This window comes from Candidatus Formimonas warabiya (assembly GCF_002777255.1).
Taxonomy (GTDB): Bacteria; Bacillota; Dehalobacteriia; order Dehalobacteriales; family Dehalobacteriaceae; genus Formimonas; species Formimonas warabiya.
In genome coordinates this window covers 6169817-6187924 of the sequence record NZ_CP017634.1, presented here as the reverse complement: position 1 = coordinate 6187924, position 18108 = coordinate 6169817, and the positions used below count along the sequence as shown (strand labels likewise).

The following is an 18108-nucleotide window of genomic DNA, read 5'->3' as shown; positions in this document are numbered from 1 at the left end:
TAACGAAAAAACAGTGTCATCCCATTACTCTGTAGAATCTTTGATACCGGCAATTTCTTTTGCTAGCGCGATCTTATGGTTGAGATTCCCTTGGCGGGCGATGACAATCTTTTGCGCCTGAGGGGAGCCAGCTCCATGAAGCGATTCCGTGCGATAGCCGACGGCGGCGGTTCCCAAAGTCATATTCTCAATGAGGCGCAAAATGCGCAACCGGTCCGTCGTACTGTAGGCGGCGTTGCCCCGGAGATACTTTCTGACATAAGGCCCCAGCTTTTCGTCCCTGAGATCCTTTTCCGACGGCATCGTAACCATCAAACCGCCGGCAATATCTTCGGCCATGCGCGTAATTTCATAGGGGAAGCGCGTAACATTCAGTTTACAAATATTCGCCAAGAGTAGATTGATTTGATAACTCCCCGCCTTAGTAACCGCACCTTCGGCGGAACAAGCGATACCGCAAGCATATAAGGTTTCATTCAGATGGGTCATTTCAATCAGTTTATCTTTGATGTGAGACACGGAGGCGACGCCATTATGCTCTGCAGCCAAAGCTGTTGCGCCGATCAGAACATCTCCCACGCCCACTTTGCAACCGCCATAGCTTTGACGATGGAAGCCGGCGAAGCGCTCTACCAGCATCCCCGCAAATTCCGTTTCGCCGTTTAAGAAAATACGCTCATTGGGCACAAAAACATCTTCAAAGATGACAAGACCTTCATGGCCGCCAAAAGTAGGGTTTCCCAGATCAATTTCCGCGTTTTCCTCCAGTTTCCGAGTATCACAGGACTGTCTGCCATAAATGATAAAAATTCCTTTGGTGTCAACAGGAAGGGCAAAGGAAACCGCCCAGTCCTTGTCTTCTTCCCCCATCGCAATGGTGGGCATCACAAGCACTTCATGAGAATTAATAATTCCGGTCTGGTGGGCCTTGGCTCCTCTGACGACAATACCGTCTTCTCTGCGCTCGACAACCCTTAAAAAGAGATCGGGATCTTCTTGTTGATGCGGCGGCAATTTGCGATTTCCTTTAGGGTCGGTCATGGCTCCATCCACCACTAAATCGTGATCCTGGACATAAACCAAATACTTTTTAAAACGCGCAAAATACTCGGTTCCGTACTTTTCATCAATCTCGAATGTTGTGCTGTAAACAGCATTGAAAGCGTCCATGCCCACACAACGCTGAAAACAGGATGCGGTTTTTTGCCCCAACAGTCGAAGCATCTTCACTTTGTTGCGTAAGTCATCCGTGTTCTGATGAATATGGGTAAAGCGATTGATTTTGTTGCCGGTGAGATGGGAAGTCGCTGTCATGATGTCTGCATATTCTTCTTTTTCCGCCAAGTAATAGGTCATCGCTACCGAGTTGGTGGAAGGACGGATAATGGGATGATCTAAGTAATTGTCCACTTTTTCCCCAAATAGGTAAACCTCTGTCTTCATTTCTCTGAGACTTGCGTAATACTGCTCCCTTGTTTTTAATGCCATAATAATTCCTCCTTTTCATCCTGCTATAAACTACTGACTTAATTAATTCCCGCCTAAATGTAATGCTCCCAAGACTGAGGCAAAATGGTGTGTAAATATGTGATAGGAGTGGCTTTCAGCTTGATAAGTGGCTATAGCAATTTCTGTGCCAGCCCTGGCATTTGCTTTAAAAGTACAACTTGCCGCCATCTACGGCAGTCACTTCTTACCGGTTGACCTAAACCCCGAAAACTTGGACAACAGGAATGATCGTCACATGGAACATGTCTTTCCAGACCCAGGCAGACTCACGCAGAACGGTTACATAGAAAGTTTTAAAAAAGCACTATAGACAAAAAAACAACCGGTGACTTTTATCACCGGTAACTAAAAGGAATGCGATATTTTCGTCTAACAAGACACTCTGATGCGATGAATCATGCAGGATTTTTCCTATGGTGAAAACCGTCACCATAAATATGCCTGAATTCACCACCAGAAAGGCTGGTGCAATTATATCGTCGGTCCAATAGGAATATAACCACGTCAGGCCCTATTCTTTATTGGAGTAGCTAACCCCCAAGGAATATGCAATAAAACTTTTAAGTATTTACTAATATTCTTGGTGTGCGAAAATTGGGGGCAGGTCAGAGAGCAGTATAGACAAAAGCGGCCGGTGACTTTTATCACCGGCAACTTAAAGAAATGCGCTATTTTCGTCTAACAAGACACTCTGATGCGATGAATCATGCAGGATTTTTCCTATGGTGAAAATCGTCACCATAAATATGCCTGAATTCACCACCAGAAAGACTGATGATAAATTGGATCATATCACACGATCAAATATCGCTTTGCATGCAATCCCGGTTTTTAACAATCGTGGAATGGTCGATTTGCAAGGCCTCTGCCGCTTTTCGGGTGGAGCCATATTGCTCCATCGCCATGGTAATAAGCTTTGTTTTTAACAGGTGTTTCGCTTCATTAAGGGGTATAAGCTTGTGAATAGTTAACACATCCGTATGCTCATTGTCGATTGCGAAATTGGGGAAATGCGCGGTTTCAATACGTTCGGTATCGCTCATGATATAGGCGCTCTCGATCACATTTGATAACTCACGAACATTGCCCGGCCAGTTATAGCGCAATAAGAAGTCCATGGCTTGAGGGGAAAAGGTTTTTTCTATATGATAACGCTCACTATTCTTTTTTAGGAAAAAGGTGGCTAAAAAGGGTATATCGGCTTTGCGTTGACGCAACGGAGGGATATAGATGCTGATAACATTGATGCGATAATAAAGGTCGCGGCGAAAATTACCTTCTTCGATACTTTCTTCTAAATTGCGATTGGTCGCAGCTAATAAACGCACGGAAATCATTTTTTCTTTGGTGTCCCCAATACGCTTGATACGTTTATCCTGCAGTACCTGCAAAAGCTTAACCTGAAGATTTAGAGGCATTTCCCCAATTTCGTCGAGCAACAAAGTGCCATTATTAGCAATTTCAAAGACCCCTGCTTTCCCATCCTTTCTCGCGCCGGTAAACGCGCCGCCGGCGTAACCGAATAACTCGGACTCCAACAGGTTTTCTGGAATAGCGCCACAATTGATTTTCACAAACGGGCCGTCCTTATACATACTGTTTTGGTGTATGATACGAGCGATCACTTCTTTACCGACACCGCATTCCCCGGTAATCAAAGTAGTGGCATCAAAACGCGCTACCCGCAGGGCTGTTTCATAGACCGCGAGCATTTCCTTGCTCTTCATGACAAATTCACCGTGGCCGACCTGGGCCTCTATCTCTTTCAAGCGGTGCATGTAAAGCTCGGTCAAACCCCGCGTTTGTGCCAATTCGACTTCCATTTCTTTGAGCTTGGTAATATCCCGAACATTCGTAATTACCGCGATGATCTTGCCGGTATCGTCACAATAGGGATTGGAGGTCACCAATATCGTTTTGGTATCTCTAATGCGCTGCAGCAAAGATACGGGTGCCTTTGTCCTTAGCACAATCAGCGTTCCAGATTGAGAGATAATCCCCTCTTCTTCCAGCGTTTTCATATGCCTGCCAATGACTTCGGTCCGCTTCAGACCGGTAATATCCTCATAAGCTTTGTTGATGCGTAATGTGATACCTTCGCCGTCCGTAATATAGATCCCGTCCGAAGATGTTTCCATGACCATCTCCAGAAGATCATAATCGTCGTTGGGGGATAGAGCAAGAGTCGTATGTTTGATGGGTGGGGCCGGTTGGAAGGTCACAATTGCGCAAACAATTTTGTTTTCGCGGTGAAAAGGCATACGATTGCAATAGCAGCGCGTGTTGCCCACTAGTGCGAGATCACCGGTAAAAGTCTTACCATTCTGTAAGACCTCTCCCAAGGGTAATCCTGAAACGATTGATGACCATTGTAACCCGCAAATATTCGTACCGTTAGGCGATAGGTATTGTTTGGCAAAAGTATTACACCAAACGATGCTCTCCTCTTGATCAATGATACAGAAGGCCTCCTGTATATTCTCAAGGAATTGCACCAAAATTCTTCTCAGTTCTTGGGGCATGATCCTCCACCTCTTTCGTCTGCCTTCGCGTTAGGACCAAATATTGTCTACAGTTTTCTTGCTCCAAGATGAAGTGACGAGGGAATCTTTGGCCCTTGAAGTGGACAATTCCCTTATATGCACAAGAGTGACAGCCATATCCAACCGGATTGCTCTGTTCCGCGGTCTTCCAAAAGAAATTCTGATTCGCTTCCGGTAAAATACAATCGTCTGGCATGGTTTTTGCACGATATATTTGTGATTATTTTTAAGAATGATAGCTTTGCGATCGGTTGATTGTGCTGTGTTCCAGTATTGTGGCAAATTACGAACTATTCCGATTTCTGTACTTAAATATAGTATAGCATATATTTGCCTTAGCTTCCAAGGGCAAATCTGGTGACAAGATACATGAATACTGCCAATGGAGGGGACTTACATGGAATTCGCGTTATATTTGTTTGGCACGGTTCTTGCTTATTAAATAAAACAAATGGCTTTGCGGTTATTCATAATTACCAGAGGGATAGAAGTCTGTGCAGAGAATCTATACAAATATGATATGTAATACAATAGTATCTATTATTGATCGAATAGGTGCAGAAAAGGAGAAGCAAAATATGCGTACCAGAATTGCCCTCATATCCGGGTTTTTGGGTGCGGGAAAGACAACCTTCATAAATAAAATTCTCCCTGCCTTTGATCCCCGGAAAGGCATCGCAATTATTGAAAACGAATATGGAGATGTCAATGTGGATGCGGACCTGATTCCATCTTCCGGAGTTCAGATCAAAGAAATGAATCAAGGTTGCATCTGTTGCTCATTGTACGGAGACTTTGTGTCTGGGTTGATGTCCCTGGTTGATTCCCATGGGCCGGAGAGGATTATTGTGGAGCCGACCGGTGTAGGAATGCTCAGCGATATCCTTGACGCCTGCCACGCTGCTGCTAAGCTGTGGCCATTTGATATCGATATGCTGGTTACGATTGTGGACGGTGTCAATTATCATTTCAATTCTGGCATGTTTGGCGCCTTTTTTGGCAATCAGATTTCCACGGCTTCTACAATCGTTATCTCCCGCATCCAAGAACTTAGTGAAAGCGAAAAAGAAATGGTCTGTATCGATCTTAGGAAGCGCAATCCAAGCGCCATGATCCTGGCGGCGCCGTGGAACGATCTGTCCGCTTCAGATTTTGTGGAGCTCTGCCAATCCGTGAGCCCGCCCAATGAATATCTACATCCGGAAGAAAGGAATCAGCATGACCATCAACTTAACCATCAGCACCGTCATCACGGACTTGATTTGATTGGCTCTTGGAGTTGGCAACAGACTGATCCTATGCCGAAAGAGGAATTTGAAGAGCGGTTTGCCCGCAGTATTGCGGATGATTTATGTGGCAAAATCGTGCGCGCCAAGGGATTTATCATTGTTGGTAATAACGAGCGTATTCAGTTTGATTATGTAACCGGCAAACTCCTGGTGAGAGATTTTGACCAGGAGACAGACGGACGCCTAGTATTCATCGGTAACGCGCTAAATAGAGAGCGTTTACTGACGATTTGGCAACAAGAATCCTGTCCGCATGAAAAATTGTAACTGGGTTGCTTATGGAAAGTTTCTGGTTATTTTTCACCAAAAACTATAAAAAATCTAAGGAGGTTGTAAGAATGTCTGAATTACTGGTAGGAGATTATGGAAAGGTTTGTGATGATTTTTCACCAAAACTATAAAAAATTCTAAGGAGGTTGTAAGAATGTCTGAATTACTGGTGAAGATTAAGGATGCATTGGTAGAGCTTGAAGAGGATGCCGCCGTATTGCATGTGAAGGAAGCACTCGAAGCGGGGGTGCCTGCGCAGGACATCATCGTGGAAGGCCTTCAGGGAGGCATGAAAGTCATTGGCGACCGGTTCGCCAGCCGTAAGTATTTCTTGCCCGAGCTGATTATGAGCGCCGAAATCATGAAAAACCTTGCCGAGATCGTAAAACCCTACGTGAAGGGTGAAGGCGAAGAAGCTAAGAAGGCGGTTGTCGTGATCGGCAGCGCCAAAGAAGACATCCATGACATTGGCAAAAATATCGTGGCTCTGACCCTGGAAGCAAACGGTTTCGAAGTATACGACGTGGGGGTAGATGTTCCTTCCAGCGCTTTTATTGCCAAGGCCCAAGAAGTCAACGCCGACATTATCGCGATTTCCGCGTTGCTGTCCACGGTTGTGGGAAAAGTTGCCGAAGCCATTAGCGACTTTAAAACCGCCGGTTTGACGGCAAAGGTCATCGTTGGCGGCGCCGCATTTACCCAGGCTGCCGCTGATGCCGTGGGTGCTGATGCCTATGCCCTGGATGCTTGGGCTGCTCAAGTTGCCATCAATGAACTTTTGGCGTAAATAAAAACGAGGAGGATAGGACTATGAATACCGCAGAAAGCAAGAAATACTGGGCAGCTGCGTTTGAGAGAACGGCTGCTGTGAGAAAGGGCGAATTCCCGGACCGCGTCCCCTGTTCCATTACTTGTGATGAATCATTGGCTTCCAGAATTACCGGGTTAACCGCAAGAGTTTTGCTGAGTAACGCCAAGCTGTTGGCGGAAAAGAGCGTAGAATGTGCGGAATTCCTTGGGGGAGATAACTTGGGCCTTGCAACTCCTTTCTATGGCGGCCCTATGGAAATTGATGCCGTTGCTCGTGTGAACGGTAAAGCGGACGCCATTGTTTGCCATGACTACGCCTCCCGTTTTATCAAACAAGGTATCATCGCAGCTACGGAAGATGACATCAACAACCTGATTATTCCCAACCATCGCAAAGATGGTATGTGGCCGATCTTGTTTGATGCTGCCTGTATTTTGCGGGAGAGATACAATTACATGCCGGTCGTCAGCTTGGGGATAACCTGGCAAAATGTGCAGCAGCTTCGTGGGTCCAAGTGCTTCCAGGATATTCGCCGCAACCCTGATCTTCTGCTCAAACTTTGTGAAAAGATCTATGAATCTCAGATCGACCTGATGGATACCTACATCGAAAAACTCGGTAAACCGGCATTGCTGCGCAACACCCAGTATGCGTTTAACAGTATGATGCTCAGCTTTGAGGATGCCTGGAAATTTGAGGGCCAGTTTGCTGCCCGTGCTTGTAAAAAGTATGGCCTGCCGCTCCAAGTGCATAATTGCGGTTTTGAACCGTATTGGGAACAAATGATCGATCGGTTTGCCGAAGAAGGTATCAAGGTTATCGCCATCGAAACTACTCGCCCCAAGGATATCAATTATTGGGTCAAGTTCCGCGAAAGGTACCCGGATATTACCATCATTGGGGCCAATATCTATGTGAATGATGAGCTCCTTCTTGGTACGCCTCAGGATGTTGAGCTTAAGGTCAAAGAAAACATTCAGGCTTTGGGACCGAAGAGTTACTTTATTGCCAGTCCGCAATGCATCGTCGGTTGGGGTATGTCTTTGAAGAATATCCAAGCTTTCAGAACCGCGTGTGAAAAGTATGGCAAATATCCGATCAATTTAAGTCTGTAATGCGGGTGCGGATGGAATGGGGAGCCGCCAATGGTCAAGAATTGATCAACAACCAATGGCTTTGGGGGCTCCTCGCCTTCCTTTTCCGGAAATATCATCACCAAAGGCTCTGCGCAAGCTTATAGCAGGAGGTATTTTTATGAAAATAATGGTAATTGGTGCCGGTCAAATGGGCGGTGGTATCGCGCAGGTCATGGCGGCAAATAATCATGTAACCTATCTGAACGACATTAGTATGGAGTTGATTCATAAGCGGGTTGACTTTATCGGTGCGATTTTGCAGAAGAATGTGGATAAAGGCAAAATCAGCCCGGATCAGAGGATGGAAACACTCTCCAGAATATTGCCTACCATCAGTTTGGATGATGCCGCCGATTGTGATCTCATTATTGAAGCCATAGTTGAGAATATGGAAGCCAAAGCATCTATTTTCTCGAAGTTGGATCTGATTTGCAAGCCTTCCTGTATTTTTGCCTCCAATACCTCTTCGTTACCATTGACCGAGATTGCCGCCTGTACCAATCGGCCTGACCGTGTGATTGGTATGCACTTCATGAACCCTGTGCCCGTTATGAAACTGGTCGAAATCATTCGCGGCCTTGCTACCAGCGATGAGACTTATGAAGTGATTAAACAACTGGCCAAAGATATTGCCAAGGTTCCCGTCGAAGTGAGAGATGTCCCCGGCTTTGTCTCTAACCGTGTTCTCCAGCTGATGATCAATGAAGCAATCTATTGTCTATACGAAGGCGTGGCCACTCCCCAAGGGATCGACACCGTGATGAAGTTAGGTATGAATAACCCCATGGGACCATTGGAATTGGCCGACTTTATCGGCTTAGATACGGTATTGGCCATCATGGAAACGCTCTATCACGGTTATGGCGATTGTAAGTATCGTCCCTGTCCGCTTCTCCGCCAATATGTGAAAGCGGGCTGGTATGGCAAAAAATCCGGTAGAGGATTCTATCAGTATTGACACAGGATAGCGGCAAACGATTATTCCCCAAAGAAAGTTTTTTCTAGCTCAACTAACCAATCGTTTAGTTGAGCTAAGTTGTCGAAAAAGTACCTCTAATGTATTCAGAAGGAGAGATCAATCAATGTTAATAGTGGGAGAACTGATCAATACCAGCCGGGCGGCAATCAAACCTGCTGTAGAAAGCCGGGACGCCACATTTATTAAAGAAATCGCTCAGAATCAGGTAGATGCCGGTGCGGATTATGTGGACGTAAATTGCGGCACAGTGGTATCTAATGAAGCAGAAACTATGGCCTGGTTGGTAGAAACAATACAATCACATATAAATGCTCCATTATGTTTAGACAGCCCCAATCCCGAGGTTCTGAACACGGGTCTGTCCCTGATTAAAAACGGGCAGCCCATGATTAACTCTATTACGGCCGAGAAGGAGCGTTTTACCAAGGTCCTGCCTTTAGTCTTAAGATTCAAAGCCAAGATTGTCTGCCTCTGTATGGACGATTCCGGGATCCCGAAAACTGCTGCGGACAGATTAAAAATTGCCGTCAAAATGGTCGGGGACATGGTTGAGGCGGGAGTGCCGGAAGACGATATTTACCTGGACCCCCTGGTACAACCGGTGAGTGCCGCTGGACAAGCCGGTTTAGAAGTGTTAAAGACCATTTATGGAATCAAGCAAAAATATCCCAAAGTACACGGGATCTGCGGACTGAGCAACGTGTCTTACGGTCTTCCCAACCGGAAAATATTGAATCAGGTATTTATGATCCAGACCATGACCATGGGGATGGACGGATATATTCTTGATCCTTTGGATCAGAGCATGATGGGATTTGTTTATGCTTCCCAGGCTTTACTTGGCGAAGACAAATTCTGTATGAAGTATTTAACCGCCCACCGGAGGGGGTTGTACGCATAAAAGGGACCCCTTCCGTATCGATCCCTAGGCAATATATACTGGAACATGAAATTAGGCTAAATATCCGGGTCTGCCCCAGATACTTAGCCTACTACGCTATTGTGCCTTTTGACTCTTGATATAGGTATTTTAATCATCGCACAGCGGCAGAACTTATTTCAGAACTTTTTTAAACTCTTCGGTTAAAACGGGTACTGCTTTAAATAAATCATCAACAATTCCATAATCAGCTACTTTAAAAATATTTGCCTCCGGATCTTTATTGATCGCCACAATCGTTTTTGACGTTCCCATCCCGGCTAAATGTTGAATAGCTCCGGAAATACCGCAAGCAATATATAATTTAGGGGATACGGTTTTACCGGTTTGACCTACCTGATCCGAGTGCTCCCGCCAGCCGGCATCCACGGCAGCCCGTGAAGCACCGACAGCAGCGCCAAGAACCTGGGCCAAATCTTCCAGCAGTTTAAAATTTTCCGGACCTTTCATGCCTCTGCCACCGGAAACAATGATTTCCGCTTCTGACAGTGGTACCTTTCCCGCTGCTTTCATCACGATGTCTTTCACGAAAACACGCAAGGAATCACTAGGGAGATTTGTTTCAACCTGTACAATATTAGGCATTTTGTATCCTGTATCAAAATTAGTACTAAACGAATTTGCCCGGAAAGTGGCCATGGCCACTTTCCCGGTAGTGACAACCTGACAAAATGCCTTGCCGGCATAGATTGGTTTGGTAAAAATCAGTTGGTTGTTTTTTATTTCCACCCCTGTACAATCTGAAACCAGCCCTGCACCAATTCTTTCCGCAACTCTTGGTGCTAAATCTCTTCCCATCGCCGTATTCCCCCAAAACACAGCCCTGGGATCATTGTTTTTCACTAAATCCGTTAGAACGCTAGAAAACGCTTCTGTCGTATACTGAGCGAATACCGCACGATCTGCTAGGTAAACAGTATCCAGCCCAAAGGAGCTTACTTTTTCCGCTAAGCCGTTCATATGATGACCAAAAAGTACGAGCGAACAATCTTCTTGAAGTTTGTTGGCCAAATCCCGCCCCATCGTCAATAATTCTAAAGTAGTCTTACTTAAACTTCCCTCTCTCTGTTCTCCAAATATCCATATTCCACCGGACATCTTTCTATCCCTCCAGCTAGATGATAAAATGCGCACCAAAAATTAAACTACTTTGGCCTCTTCATGCAATATACGCACAAGTTCAAAAGCAGTAGCGGGAAATTCTCCCCCAATTATTTTTCCTTGCTTACGGCCAGCGGGAAGAAATATGGTTTCCCAAACACTTTTTACTTCATCCCCGTTTAATTGTTCCAGGTCTAATTCTAATTCCGCTGCCTTTATCTTTCGGATCACTTTCTTTTTCGCTTGCATGATTCCTTTCATGGACGGATAACGGGGCTCATTAATCCCTTTTTGAGTAGTAACAAGGCAGGGAAGCTTCGTTAATAAAATTTCTCTATTTCCATCTACTTCACGCCAACATTCCATTTTTTCTTTTTCCAGATTTAATTTTGTCACCTGGTTGACTTGGGGCAAATCAAGCCGTTCCGCCACGCGCGTCATTACCTGAGCTGACCCGTCGTCAATCGCCATATTTCCGCCGATAATCAAATCAAAACCTATTTTTTTGGCTACAGCTGCTAAAATAACTGCCCTAATATGCTCATCAAGTGTTTTGATTTCTCCGCTTGCTACTAAAATTGCCTCGTCTGCTCCCATCGCCAGAGCCTGACGCAATTGTTCCTGAACATTGTCTCCCCCAAGAGACACCACAATTACTTCACCCGTGCCCAATCTTTCTTTAATCCTTAGTGCTTCTTCTACAGCAAACTCATCATAAGGATTTGTAATATACTTAATTCCCTTAGCATCAATTTTCCCTGAAGCATCTAAAGAAATTTTGGCCTCTGTATCAAAAGTCTGTTTTATGAAAACTATAATTTGCATCTATTATCGCCCCCCGTAGCGTAGTTTTTCAATTCTCAGGGTATTACTTGACTATTTCAGAACATGATTCGCAATGACCATTCTTTGCACCTCGGAAGTACCCTCATAAATCTCAGTAATTTTTGCGTCACGCATATGGCGCTGCACCGGATATTCCATCGTGTAACCATAGCCGCCATGGACTTGGACAGCTTTAACCGTGTGACGCATGGCAGCTTCCGAAGCATAAAGTTTTGCCATCGCCGCCTCTTTAGAGTAGGGGAGTCTTTGGTCCTTCAACCATGCCGCATGATAGACCAATAAACGAGCGGCCTGGATATCCGTAGCCATATCGGCGATCATCCACTGGACCCCTTGAAATTTTCCTATGGGCTGGCCAAATTGGCACCGTTGTTTGGCATATGCTACAGACTCTTCAAAGGCCGCTTGAGCAATCCCCAGAGCCTGAGCGGCAATGGCGATCCTGCCGCCGTCCAGGGTATGCATAGCAATTTTAAAACCTTGTCCCGGCTTGCCTAAAACACTTTCTTTAGGAACCCTCATATTGTCAAAAGACAGCTCGCAAGTTTGGGACGCCTTAATGCCTAATTTATGAATCGGCGCACTGACGCTATATCCCGGGGTATCCCTTTCTACGATGAATTCCGTCATTCCCTTATAGCCCAAATTTTTATCTGTTTTAGTTAATAAAATCGTAATTCCGGCCACACCGGCATTAGAGATAAACATCTTGGATCCATTAATCACATATGCATCTCCGTCTAAAACAGCGGTGGTCTGCATGCCGCCGGCGTCCGACCCGGCATTGGGCTCCGTTAACCCAAAAGAACCGATAATCTCCCCGGTGGCAAGCTTCGGCAAATACTTTCTTTTCTGTTCTTCCGTCCCCCAGGCTAAAATCGGTTCCACCGCTAAGGAAGTATGGGTTTCCACAATTACTCCCGTTGACGCGCAGCCCCGGGACAATTCTTCAATGGCTACAATATAACTAAGAAAGCTTGCTCCGCTTCCCCCATACTCTTCGGGAATCACCGTTCCTAATAGCCCTAATTCACCCAGCTTCTTCATGATCTCATAAGGAAATTCTCCGGTCTCATCAAGTTTTTCCGCAACCGGCTTGACCTCCTTTTCCACGAAATCTCTTACCATTTCTTGGATCATCTTTTCTTCTTCGCCAAGATGAAAGTCCACACAAATATCCCCCTTTTAAATTTGTGAAATTTACCCTCTGTTTAAGCCTAAATACCGTGATTTCTGATCATAACCACTTTTACGCCTTCCTGGACGATTTGATCATCCTGGTTCATGATTTGTAAAAACAGCTTAACAATGCCTCGGTCAGGTTTACTGATACTTTCTTTTTTATCTAATACCTTTACTGTCACGGATACGGAATCCCCAAAGAAAACCGGCGCTTTAAAGCTCCATGATTCTATTCCCAAAAAGGCAATGGCCGTACCCTCCAAATAACCGCTTCTAAACAGCAAACCGTGAGATATAGACAACCCTAAGAGGCCATGCACAATTCTTTTGCCGAAAACGCTGTCTTTACAAAATTGTTCACTGGTATGAATTTCATTATAGTCTCCGCTCATCGCGGCAAACATGACCACATCCGTCTCCGTAATGGTCCTGGACGGAGTCCTGAATGTCTCCCCTACCGACCATTCGTTAAAATACTTTCCCCCCATGATGCTCCCTCCCTGTTATCTAAATTACCGGCGCCCATCGTCCTGCTATTCTCTTGTTTTTTAAATTTATTTGAGTTTTCCTTTTCTAAAAGCAGTAATGTATTCTTTGCATCGTTCATCCTGCCCCACGAGAGCCTTTCCAGCTATTGCCGATGCCATTAATTCTCGATCCCGTACATCAACAATAAATGCATCCATGCCACAGACTAAATTCATGATTAAAAATGTCCTGTTGATCAGCTTTCTTACGGGTAATCCATGGCTTACATTACTTAACCCGCAAACGGTTTTAATGCCGGAAAACGTTTCTTTTATTTTCAGAAGAGTATTAATTGTCGTCATCGCTGCAGTATAGGCCGTCGACATAGAAAAAACCAATGGGTCCAGATAGATTTTTTCCACAGGAATCTCATATTCCTTAACTTTATTGACAATCATGTTACCAATTGCAATCCTTCCCGGCACATCATGAGGGATTCCTTTTTCATTTAAGCACAACGCTACCACACTGCATTTATTTTCCGCAACCAAGGGCAGGATGACGTTTAATTTATACTCATCGCCATTTACAGAATTGATAATTGCTTTCTCAGGATCTCTCAATACTGTAAACGCTTTTTTCAATACGGCAGGGTCATCGCTGTCCAACATTAATGGAACACGATATTGACTTTGTATCAGCTCAACGATCCATGAAAGATTTTCTTCTTCGTTACCGCCGGCCACGCCTGCATTAATGTCTAACATATTTGCCCCGCTATCGATTTGCACTTTTGCTAATTCAAGAAGATATCTTTCATCATGGGCCAAGATAGCGGCGCCAACCTCCGGAATTGTTCCATTTATTGATTCTCCAATCAGAAGCATTTTTTTACCCTCCCATTCATGAGATGTTTACCATATCAGCTAAGCATGCAATCTTTCCCGTATTTCTCGCCAACTTAATCCGCTGGCTGCCAGCATTGCCATCTCAACAGCCTGTTTCGGCCCTTTCCCATAGATCCCCAACTCTATTCCCTCCACCCATTTTTTGGTCACCGGCGCTCCCCCCATGGCAAAAGGAATAGTAAGGCCCTCTTCAACCAATGCTTTGCCGGTTTGGATAAATGGCGCCATCGTTGTTGTCATCAAAGCGCTTCCTGTTATCATTACTGGTTTAAGCTCTTTCACCGCCTGAACAACTTTATCTGTTGAAACATCTATTCCCATATCTATCACTTCAAAGAAATTTGCTTCCAAAACAATCTTGACAATATTTTTGCCAATATCATGAACATCTCCCGCAGGTGCATGCATTAAAATTAAACCGCGCTTGTCCATCTTTTCAAGCCCTTTTAAAGCAACCTTAGTAGCTTCACGAATGGCATCACCTGCCATTAATAATTCGGGAGCAAAAAACCATCGGGCATCGTACAATGACACGGCAGCTTGTACCCCCGGCAGCAGCCCTTTCATTACCAGTTCTTGGGAAGGTATTCTTTTAAATAAAGCATCTTCTACCAGCTGAACTGTCTTTGTTACTTCACCTTTTAAGGTTGCCTTCGCAATGCTGCAAAAAGGTTCTTCTTCCGGAATAATATCAGCGATTAAACTTTCCATCTCTGATTGGCTTTCATCTATTTCTTCCGCCAGGTTTAGTTGCTCCCATTCGTCATCATACGACTTTTTCAATATCTGCAAAGTTTTTACCGGGTCTTTGTCATATAATTCAGATACCAGGTTACCCAAAAATTTTTCCCTACTCATTATTCCACTTCCCCCTTTGAGTCAAAGTTGGATACATTCCTTAGCAGATTCTCAAAATTCTTTTGTCCACTCTTATAATCCATTCTTGCAAGTCCTCTGCCAAATTGAGCTAATTTTTCCTCATCAGTTAATGGAACGGCAAATTCTTGAGCCGCTTCTAAAAAGGCGATTAGATTAATATCTTTTGCCTGCAAAGGGACGCTGCATTCATTACCAAGAATTTCATATCCCGCCGCTAAAGATTTTTTTGCTTCCTGCTTCACCATTTCAGGGGTGCCCTGCAATACGGAATTAATGTTGGGAACCCCGCCCCATAAAGAAAGTTTGTCCTTTACCTGCAGCTTTGCTTTAAATGGGTCAACTGCCATATCAATGTTAAAACAAGGAAATCCCGCTTCGATAATATGTTCCAAACGATCATATGTATTGCCGCAAATATGCAGCACAACCGGGCACTTAACCCTTGATAATATTTCCTTATGCACTGGCATAACCAAGTCTTTATAAGTCTTTGCGCTAACCAGGCCTCCGGTGGCATGGTCCGCAAAATCCAGCACATCAATCCCGGCTTCAATTTGCGCATTAGCATAATCAATCACGGGTTCTTTTAAGATATGGCATATTTTCTTTACTTGGTCCGGTTCGGTGGCAATCATCTTCATTACTTTTTCGACCCCAATTAAATTAAAAGACTGGGTAATCGTTCCCATTACCGTTCCTACTATCGCCACATGGGGGTATTTCTTCCGCAAAATTTTTATCGCTTCAATTACTGCTTTTGTTGATTCCTGATCTAAAAGATCGGAAGGAACGTTTATATGATCAGGGCCATGATAAATCGGCCTTAATCCATCCGGCCACTTATTTCTGTTGCCCCAGTCCATAGGAGCGCCTAGAGCAGCAGAAAGATTCCATACACTGAAGGGTACTTTAATGGTATCCCAGCCTAAAATCTCATAACTTGCGGCTGCCAGTTTAGCCATTGCTTCAGGGTCAACATGTGCTTCGGGAAAAGAGACACCAATTTTATCCATTTGCTCATGTGTGACAACAGAGGTAATACATCCCACAGGAACACGATCAACCCTCCCCCCATAGATTGCTGAAAGGATTCTGCTTCTTGGTGACATGAATTCTTTTTGCATGATTTTTCCTCCTTATAATTAATTGAACAACTATTGAAATCGTTTATTTTTTAGATACATTTTTGAACTAATTCAGCGATATCCATCACCTTAATTTCATCTGCTTTTTCCTTATTCTTTAAACTGTCCTCAAGCATCGTCAAACAGTATGGACAATTACTCACAATCAGGGAAACTCCTGTAGCAACAGCTTCGTCTGCTCTTATGTCATTAATCCTGCCCCCATTTTCTTCCATCCACATTCTCCCGCCGCCTGCCCCGCAACAAAAACTTTTTTTCATATTACGGGGCATTTCGCTAAGCGTAAGACCTGGAACAGACTGCAATACAGCGCGAGGTGCGGAAAAAATATGATTATACCTGCCTAAATAGCATGAATCATGATATGTAGACTGAACTATCACCGGTTTTTGAAGTTTAATTTGACCCGTTTTAAGTAATGTGGCAAGTAATTCTGTATGATGTATCACCTCATAATTACCACCCAATTGAGAATACTCATTTTTTAAGGTGTTAAAGCAGTGCGGACAATGGGCAATAATTTTTTTTACCCCATAGTTATTCATTATTGCAATGTTTTCTGCCGCCATCATCTGATAGAGGTATTCGTTGCCGATTCTGCGTACTGAATCACCACAGCATTTTTCTTCCGTACCTAAAATGCCGAATGATACCTTTGCTTTTTGCAGCAATTTTACTACCGCTTCCACCACCTTCTTATTCCTCTCGTCAAAGGCCCCGGCACACCCTACCCAGTATAAATATTCCACATCATTGTCTTCAGCAAGCGTCCTTACCTGATGTCCTTCAGCCCAATCTGCTCGTGAGGCCCATCCCGCCCCCCATGGATTTCCGTTATTTTCTAAATTCTTAAATAATGTTTGGATTTCCGGCGGGAAGGAGCTTTCCATCAGTACTAAGTTACGACGCAGTCCGATCAATTTATCCAAATGTTCGACAAAAGAAGGACATTGTTCTTGACAGGAACGGCAGGTAGTACAGGACCAAAGGCTTTCTTCCGAAAACACATTCCCTGCCAACTTTGTATCCACGATTGCTGTATCTTCACGGGAAGAAGAATTCCCGATACGCTGTTTTGTCCCCGCAAGCAGCCGGCCTTTTTCTTCCAGATGCTTTTTGAGATCCTGAATAAAATTTTTAGGAGATAAGGGCTTCCCGGTATAATATGCCGGACAGTTGTCCTGGCACCTGCCGCACCTCGTACAGGCATCTGTATCAAATAGTTGTTTCCAGGTGAGATCCTCCAGTTTTTCTAAACCGTAGGTTTCTGCTTCTTCATCCTCCATATCCAACAGGTCCAGGGCACCCTTTGGTTTTAATGAGGCAAAGAACTGGTTCAAAGGAGATACCAAGATATGGATCAATTTTGAATATGGTAAATAAGCAATAAACCCGAGGGCGAGGACGAGATGAAACCACCATAAGGAGCGGTGTATAACATTTAAGGTTTCCCGATCTACTCCTCCCAGCACGCTCGCGATCATCATTCCTCCGGGTGACCATAAGGCCCATGGATCACCCGTGTTTGCAATCCGAATTCCTTCCAAAATAAAACCCGTTACCAAGATAAATAATAAAAGTAGTAAGGAAATTAAATCTTCCGGCTTGTTATCGAGTCTCGCCGGTTTAAGATAATACCGCCGCCAAATAAACACTACAATCGCCAATACAGCCAGCAAACCGCAAATATCCAACAATAAAGTTAATATTAAATAGAGTCTGCCTTCCATAAAAGAAAAGCCTAAATCCGCATCAAGGGCCACAAAAAAGGTTCCTATCGCAAATACTACAAATCCCCAGAATAGTAACAGGTGCATGGCTCCAGGCATCACCTCCCCTAGTATCCGCCTGTGGCCGAAACCAAAATATATCAGGTTAGCCAGTCTTCGTCCCAACTGATCTGTTCTTTTCTCCGGCTTTCCTATGCGCCACAACTTATATCTACCGTAAAAACCCCTGACAAAAACCGCCAGACACACGAGAAACAATAAATACATCCAGTGGTAACCACTAATATTCCAGTAAATTTCTCTTGTTGGCATCTCCGTTTCTTCCTATCCAATTTATGTATCCTTAAAAAAGATTGGCTTTCTCTTGGATAG

The 18108-nt window shown here is 44.4% G+C and carries 15 protein-coding genes; 5 read left to right on the top strand and 10 right to left on the bottom strand.

Annotation, left to right across the window (positions count from 1 at the left end; all coding sequences use genetic code 11):
* Positions 1–24: 24 nt before the first annotated feature.
* Both DCMF_RS27865 and DCMF_RS27860 read right to left on the bottom strand, forming a co-directional pair.
* Positions 25–1488, bottom strand: a complete 1464-nt coding sequence (locus DCMF_RS27865; RefSeq protein ID WP_148137471.1) for a 4-hydroxyphenylacetate 3-hydroxylase family protein — start codon at positions 1486–1488, stop codon at positions 25–27.
* Positions 1489–2309: 821 nt separating this feature from the next.
* The gene (locus tag DCMF_RS27860; RefSeq protein WP_148137470.1) at positions 2310–4031 is read right to left on the bottom strand and encodes a sigma-54 interaction domain-containing protein; all 1722 of its coding nucleotides are present in this window, start codon (positions 4029–4031) and stop codon (positions 2310–2312) included.
* 599 nt (positions 4032–4630) lie between these two features.
* Between DCMF_RS27860 and DCMF_RS27855 the strand changes: the two genes are divergently transcribed.
* The 5 genes from DCMF_RS27855 to DCMF_RS27835 all read left to right on the top strand — a co-directional run bounded on the left by DCMF_RS27855 (position 4631) and on the right by DCMF_RS27835 (position 9438).
* The gene (locus DCMF_RS27855; protein ID WP_214658957.1) at positions 4631–5608 is read left to right on the top strand and encodes a CobW family GTP-binding protein; all 978 of its coding nucleotides are present in this window, start codon (positions 4631–4633) and stop codon (positions 5606–5608) included.
* A gap of 157 nt (positions 5609–5765) precedes the next feature.
* Positions 5766–6398, top strand: coding sequence for a cobalamin B12-binding domain-containing protein (locus DCMF_RS27850; RefSeq protein ID WP_148137468.1), 633 nt, complete (start codon positions 5766–5768; stop codon positions 6396–6398).
* A 23-nt stretch (positions 6399–6421) separates the two neighbouring features.
* Positions 6422–7537 carry a uroporphyrinogen decarboxylase family protein gene (locus tag DCMF_RS27845; RefSeq protein WP_148137467.1) on the top strand — a complete coding sequence of 372 codons (1116 nt, stop codon included), beginning with the start codon at positions 6422–6424 and terminating at the stop codon, positions 7535–7537.
* A 139-nt stretch (positions 7538–7676) separates the two neighbouring features.
* Positions 7677–8516, top strand: coding sequence for a 3-hydroxybutyryl-CoA dehydrogenase (locus tag DCMF_RS27840; RefSeq protein ID WP_148137466.1), 840 nt, complete (start codon positions 7677–7679; stop codon positions 8514–8516).
* Between the two features lie 124 nt (positions 8517–8640).
* Positions 8641–9438, top strand: coding sequence for a methyltetrahydrofolate cobalamin methyltransferase (locus tag DCMF_RS27835; protein WP_148137465.1), 798 nt, complete (start codon positions 8641–8643; stop codon positions 9436–9438).
* Between the two features lie 153 nt (positions 9439–9591).
* Here DCMF_RS27835 and DCMF_RS27830 read toward each other — a convergent pair whose 3' ends face one another.
* The 8 genes from DCMF_RS27830 to DCMF_RS27795 form a co-directional block, all read right to left on the bottom strand.
* On the bottom strand, positions 9592–10575 hold the full coding sequence (locus DCMF_RS27830) for an electron transfer flavoprotein subunit alpha/FixB family protein (protein WP_148137464.1): 984 nt from the start codon (positions 10573–10575) through the stop codon (positions 9592–9594).
* Positions 10576–10617: 42 nt separating this feature from the next.
* A complete protein-coding gene (locus tag DCMF_RS27825) occupies positions 10618–11403 on the bottom strand; it encodes an electron transfer flavoprotein subunit beta/FixA family protein (RefSeq protein WP_148137463.1) in 786 nt (261 codons plus the stop codon).
* A 51-nt stretch (positions 11404–11454) separates the two neighbouring features.
* Entirely contained in the window at positions 11455–12594 is a 1140-nt protein-coding gene (locus DCMF_RS27820; protein WP_148137462.1) for an acyl-CoA dehydrogenase, read from the bottom strand.
* A gap of 47 nt (positions 12595–12641) precedes the next feature.
* Positions 12642–13094 (bottom strand): MaoC/PaaZ C-terminal domain-containing protein, encoded by a 453-nt coding sequence (locus tag DCMF_RS27815; RefSeq protein WP_148137461.1) that lies wholly within the window; start codon positions 13092–13094, stop codon positions 12642–12644.
* Between the two features lie 66 nt (positions 13095–13160).
* The gene (locus DCMF_RS27810; RefSeq protein WP_148137460.1) at positions 13161–13961 is read right to left on the bottom strand and encodes a dihydropteroate synthase; all 801 of its coding nucleotides are present in this window, start codon (positions 13959–13961) and stop codon (positions 13161–13163) included.
* A gap of 39 nt (positions 13962–14000) precedes the next feature.
* Entirely contained in the window at positions 14001–14840 is an 840-nt protein-coding gene (locus tag DCMF_RS27805; RefSeq protein ID WP_148137459.1) for a cobalamin-dependent protein, read from the bottom strand.
* On the bottom strand, positions 14840–15985 hold the full coding sequence (locus tag DCMF_RS27800; RefSeq protein WP_148137458.1) for an MtaA/CmuA family methyltransferase: 1146 nt from the start codon (positions 15983–15985) through the stop codon (positions 14840–14842). The genes DCMF_RS27805 and DCMF_RS27800 overlap by 1 nt, the downstream gene beginning before the upstream one ends.
* A 50-nt stretch (positions 15986–16035) precedes the next feature.
* Positions 16036–18048 carry a heterodisulfide reductase-related iron-sulfur binding cluster gene (locus tag DCMF_RS27795; protein WP_148137457.1) on the bottom strand — a complete coding sequence of 671 codons (2013 nt, stop codon included), beginning with the start codon at positions 18046–18048 and terminating at the stop codon, positions 16036–16038.
* Between the last annotated feature and the right edge of the window lie 60 nt (positions 18049–18108).

Coding starts and splice junctions, on each gene's coding strand:
- DCMF_RS27865 (WP_148137471.1), bottom strand. CDS start 1,488: ATGGCATTAAAAACAAGGGAGCAGTATTACGCAAGTCTCAGAGAAATG.
- DCMF_RS27860 (WP_148137470.1), bottom strand. CDS start 4,031: ATGCCCCAAGAACTGAGAAGAATTTTGGTGCAATTCCTTGAGAATATA.
- DCMF_RS27855 (WP_214658957.1), top strand. CDS start 4,631: ATGCGTACCAGAATTGCCCTCATATCCGGGTTTTTGGGTGCGGGAAAG.
- DCMF_RS27850 (WP_148137468.1), top strand. CDS start 5,766: ATGTCTGAATTACTGGTGAAGATTAAGGATGCATTGGTAGAGCTTGAA.
- DCMF_RS27845 (WP_148137467.1), top strand. CDS start 6,422: ATGAATACCGCAGAAAGCAAGAAATACTGGGCAGCTGCGTTTGAGAGA.
- DCMF_RS27840 (WP_148137466.1), top strand. CDS start 7,677: ATGAAAATAATGGTAATTGGTGCCGGTCAAATGGGCGGTGGTATCGCG.
- DCMF_RS27835 (WP_148137465.1), top strand. CDS start 8,641: ATGTTAATAGTGGGAGAACTGATCAATACCAGCCGGGCGGCAATCAAA.
- DCMF_RS27830 (WP_148137464.1), bottom strand. CDS start 10,575: ATGTCCGGTGGAATATGGATATTTGGAGAACAGAGAGAGGGAAGTTTA.
- DCMF_RS27825 (WP_148137463.1), bottom strand. CDS start 11,403: ATGCAAATTATAGTTTTCATAAAACAGACTTTTGATACAGAGGCCAAA.
- DCMF_RS27815 (WP_148137461.1), bottom strand. CDS start 13,094: ATGGGGGGAAAGTATTTTAACGAATGGTCGGTAGGGGAGACATTCAGG.
- DCMF_RS27810 (WP_148137460.1), bottom strand. CDS start 13,961: ATGCTTCTGATTGGAGAATCAATAAATGGAACAATTCCGGAGGTTGGC.
- DCMF_RS27805 (WP_148137459.1), bottom strand. CDS start 14,840: ATGAGTAGGGAAAAATTTTTGGGTAACCTGGTATCTGAATTATATGAC.
- DCMF_RS27800 (WP_148137458.1), bottom strand. CDS start 15,985: ATGCAAAAAGAATTCATGTCACCAAGAAGCAGAATCCTTTCAGCAATC.
- DCMF_RS27795 (WP_148137457.1), bottom strand. CDS start 18,048: ATGCCAACAAGAGAAATTTACTGGAATATTAGTGGTTACCACTGGATG.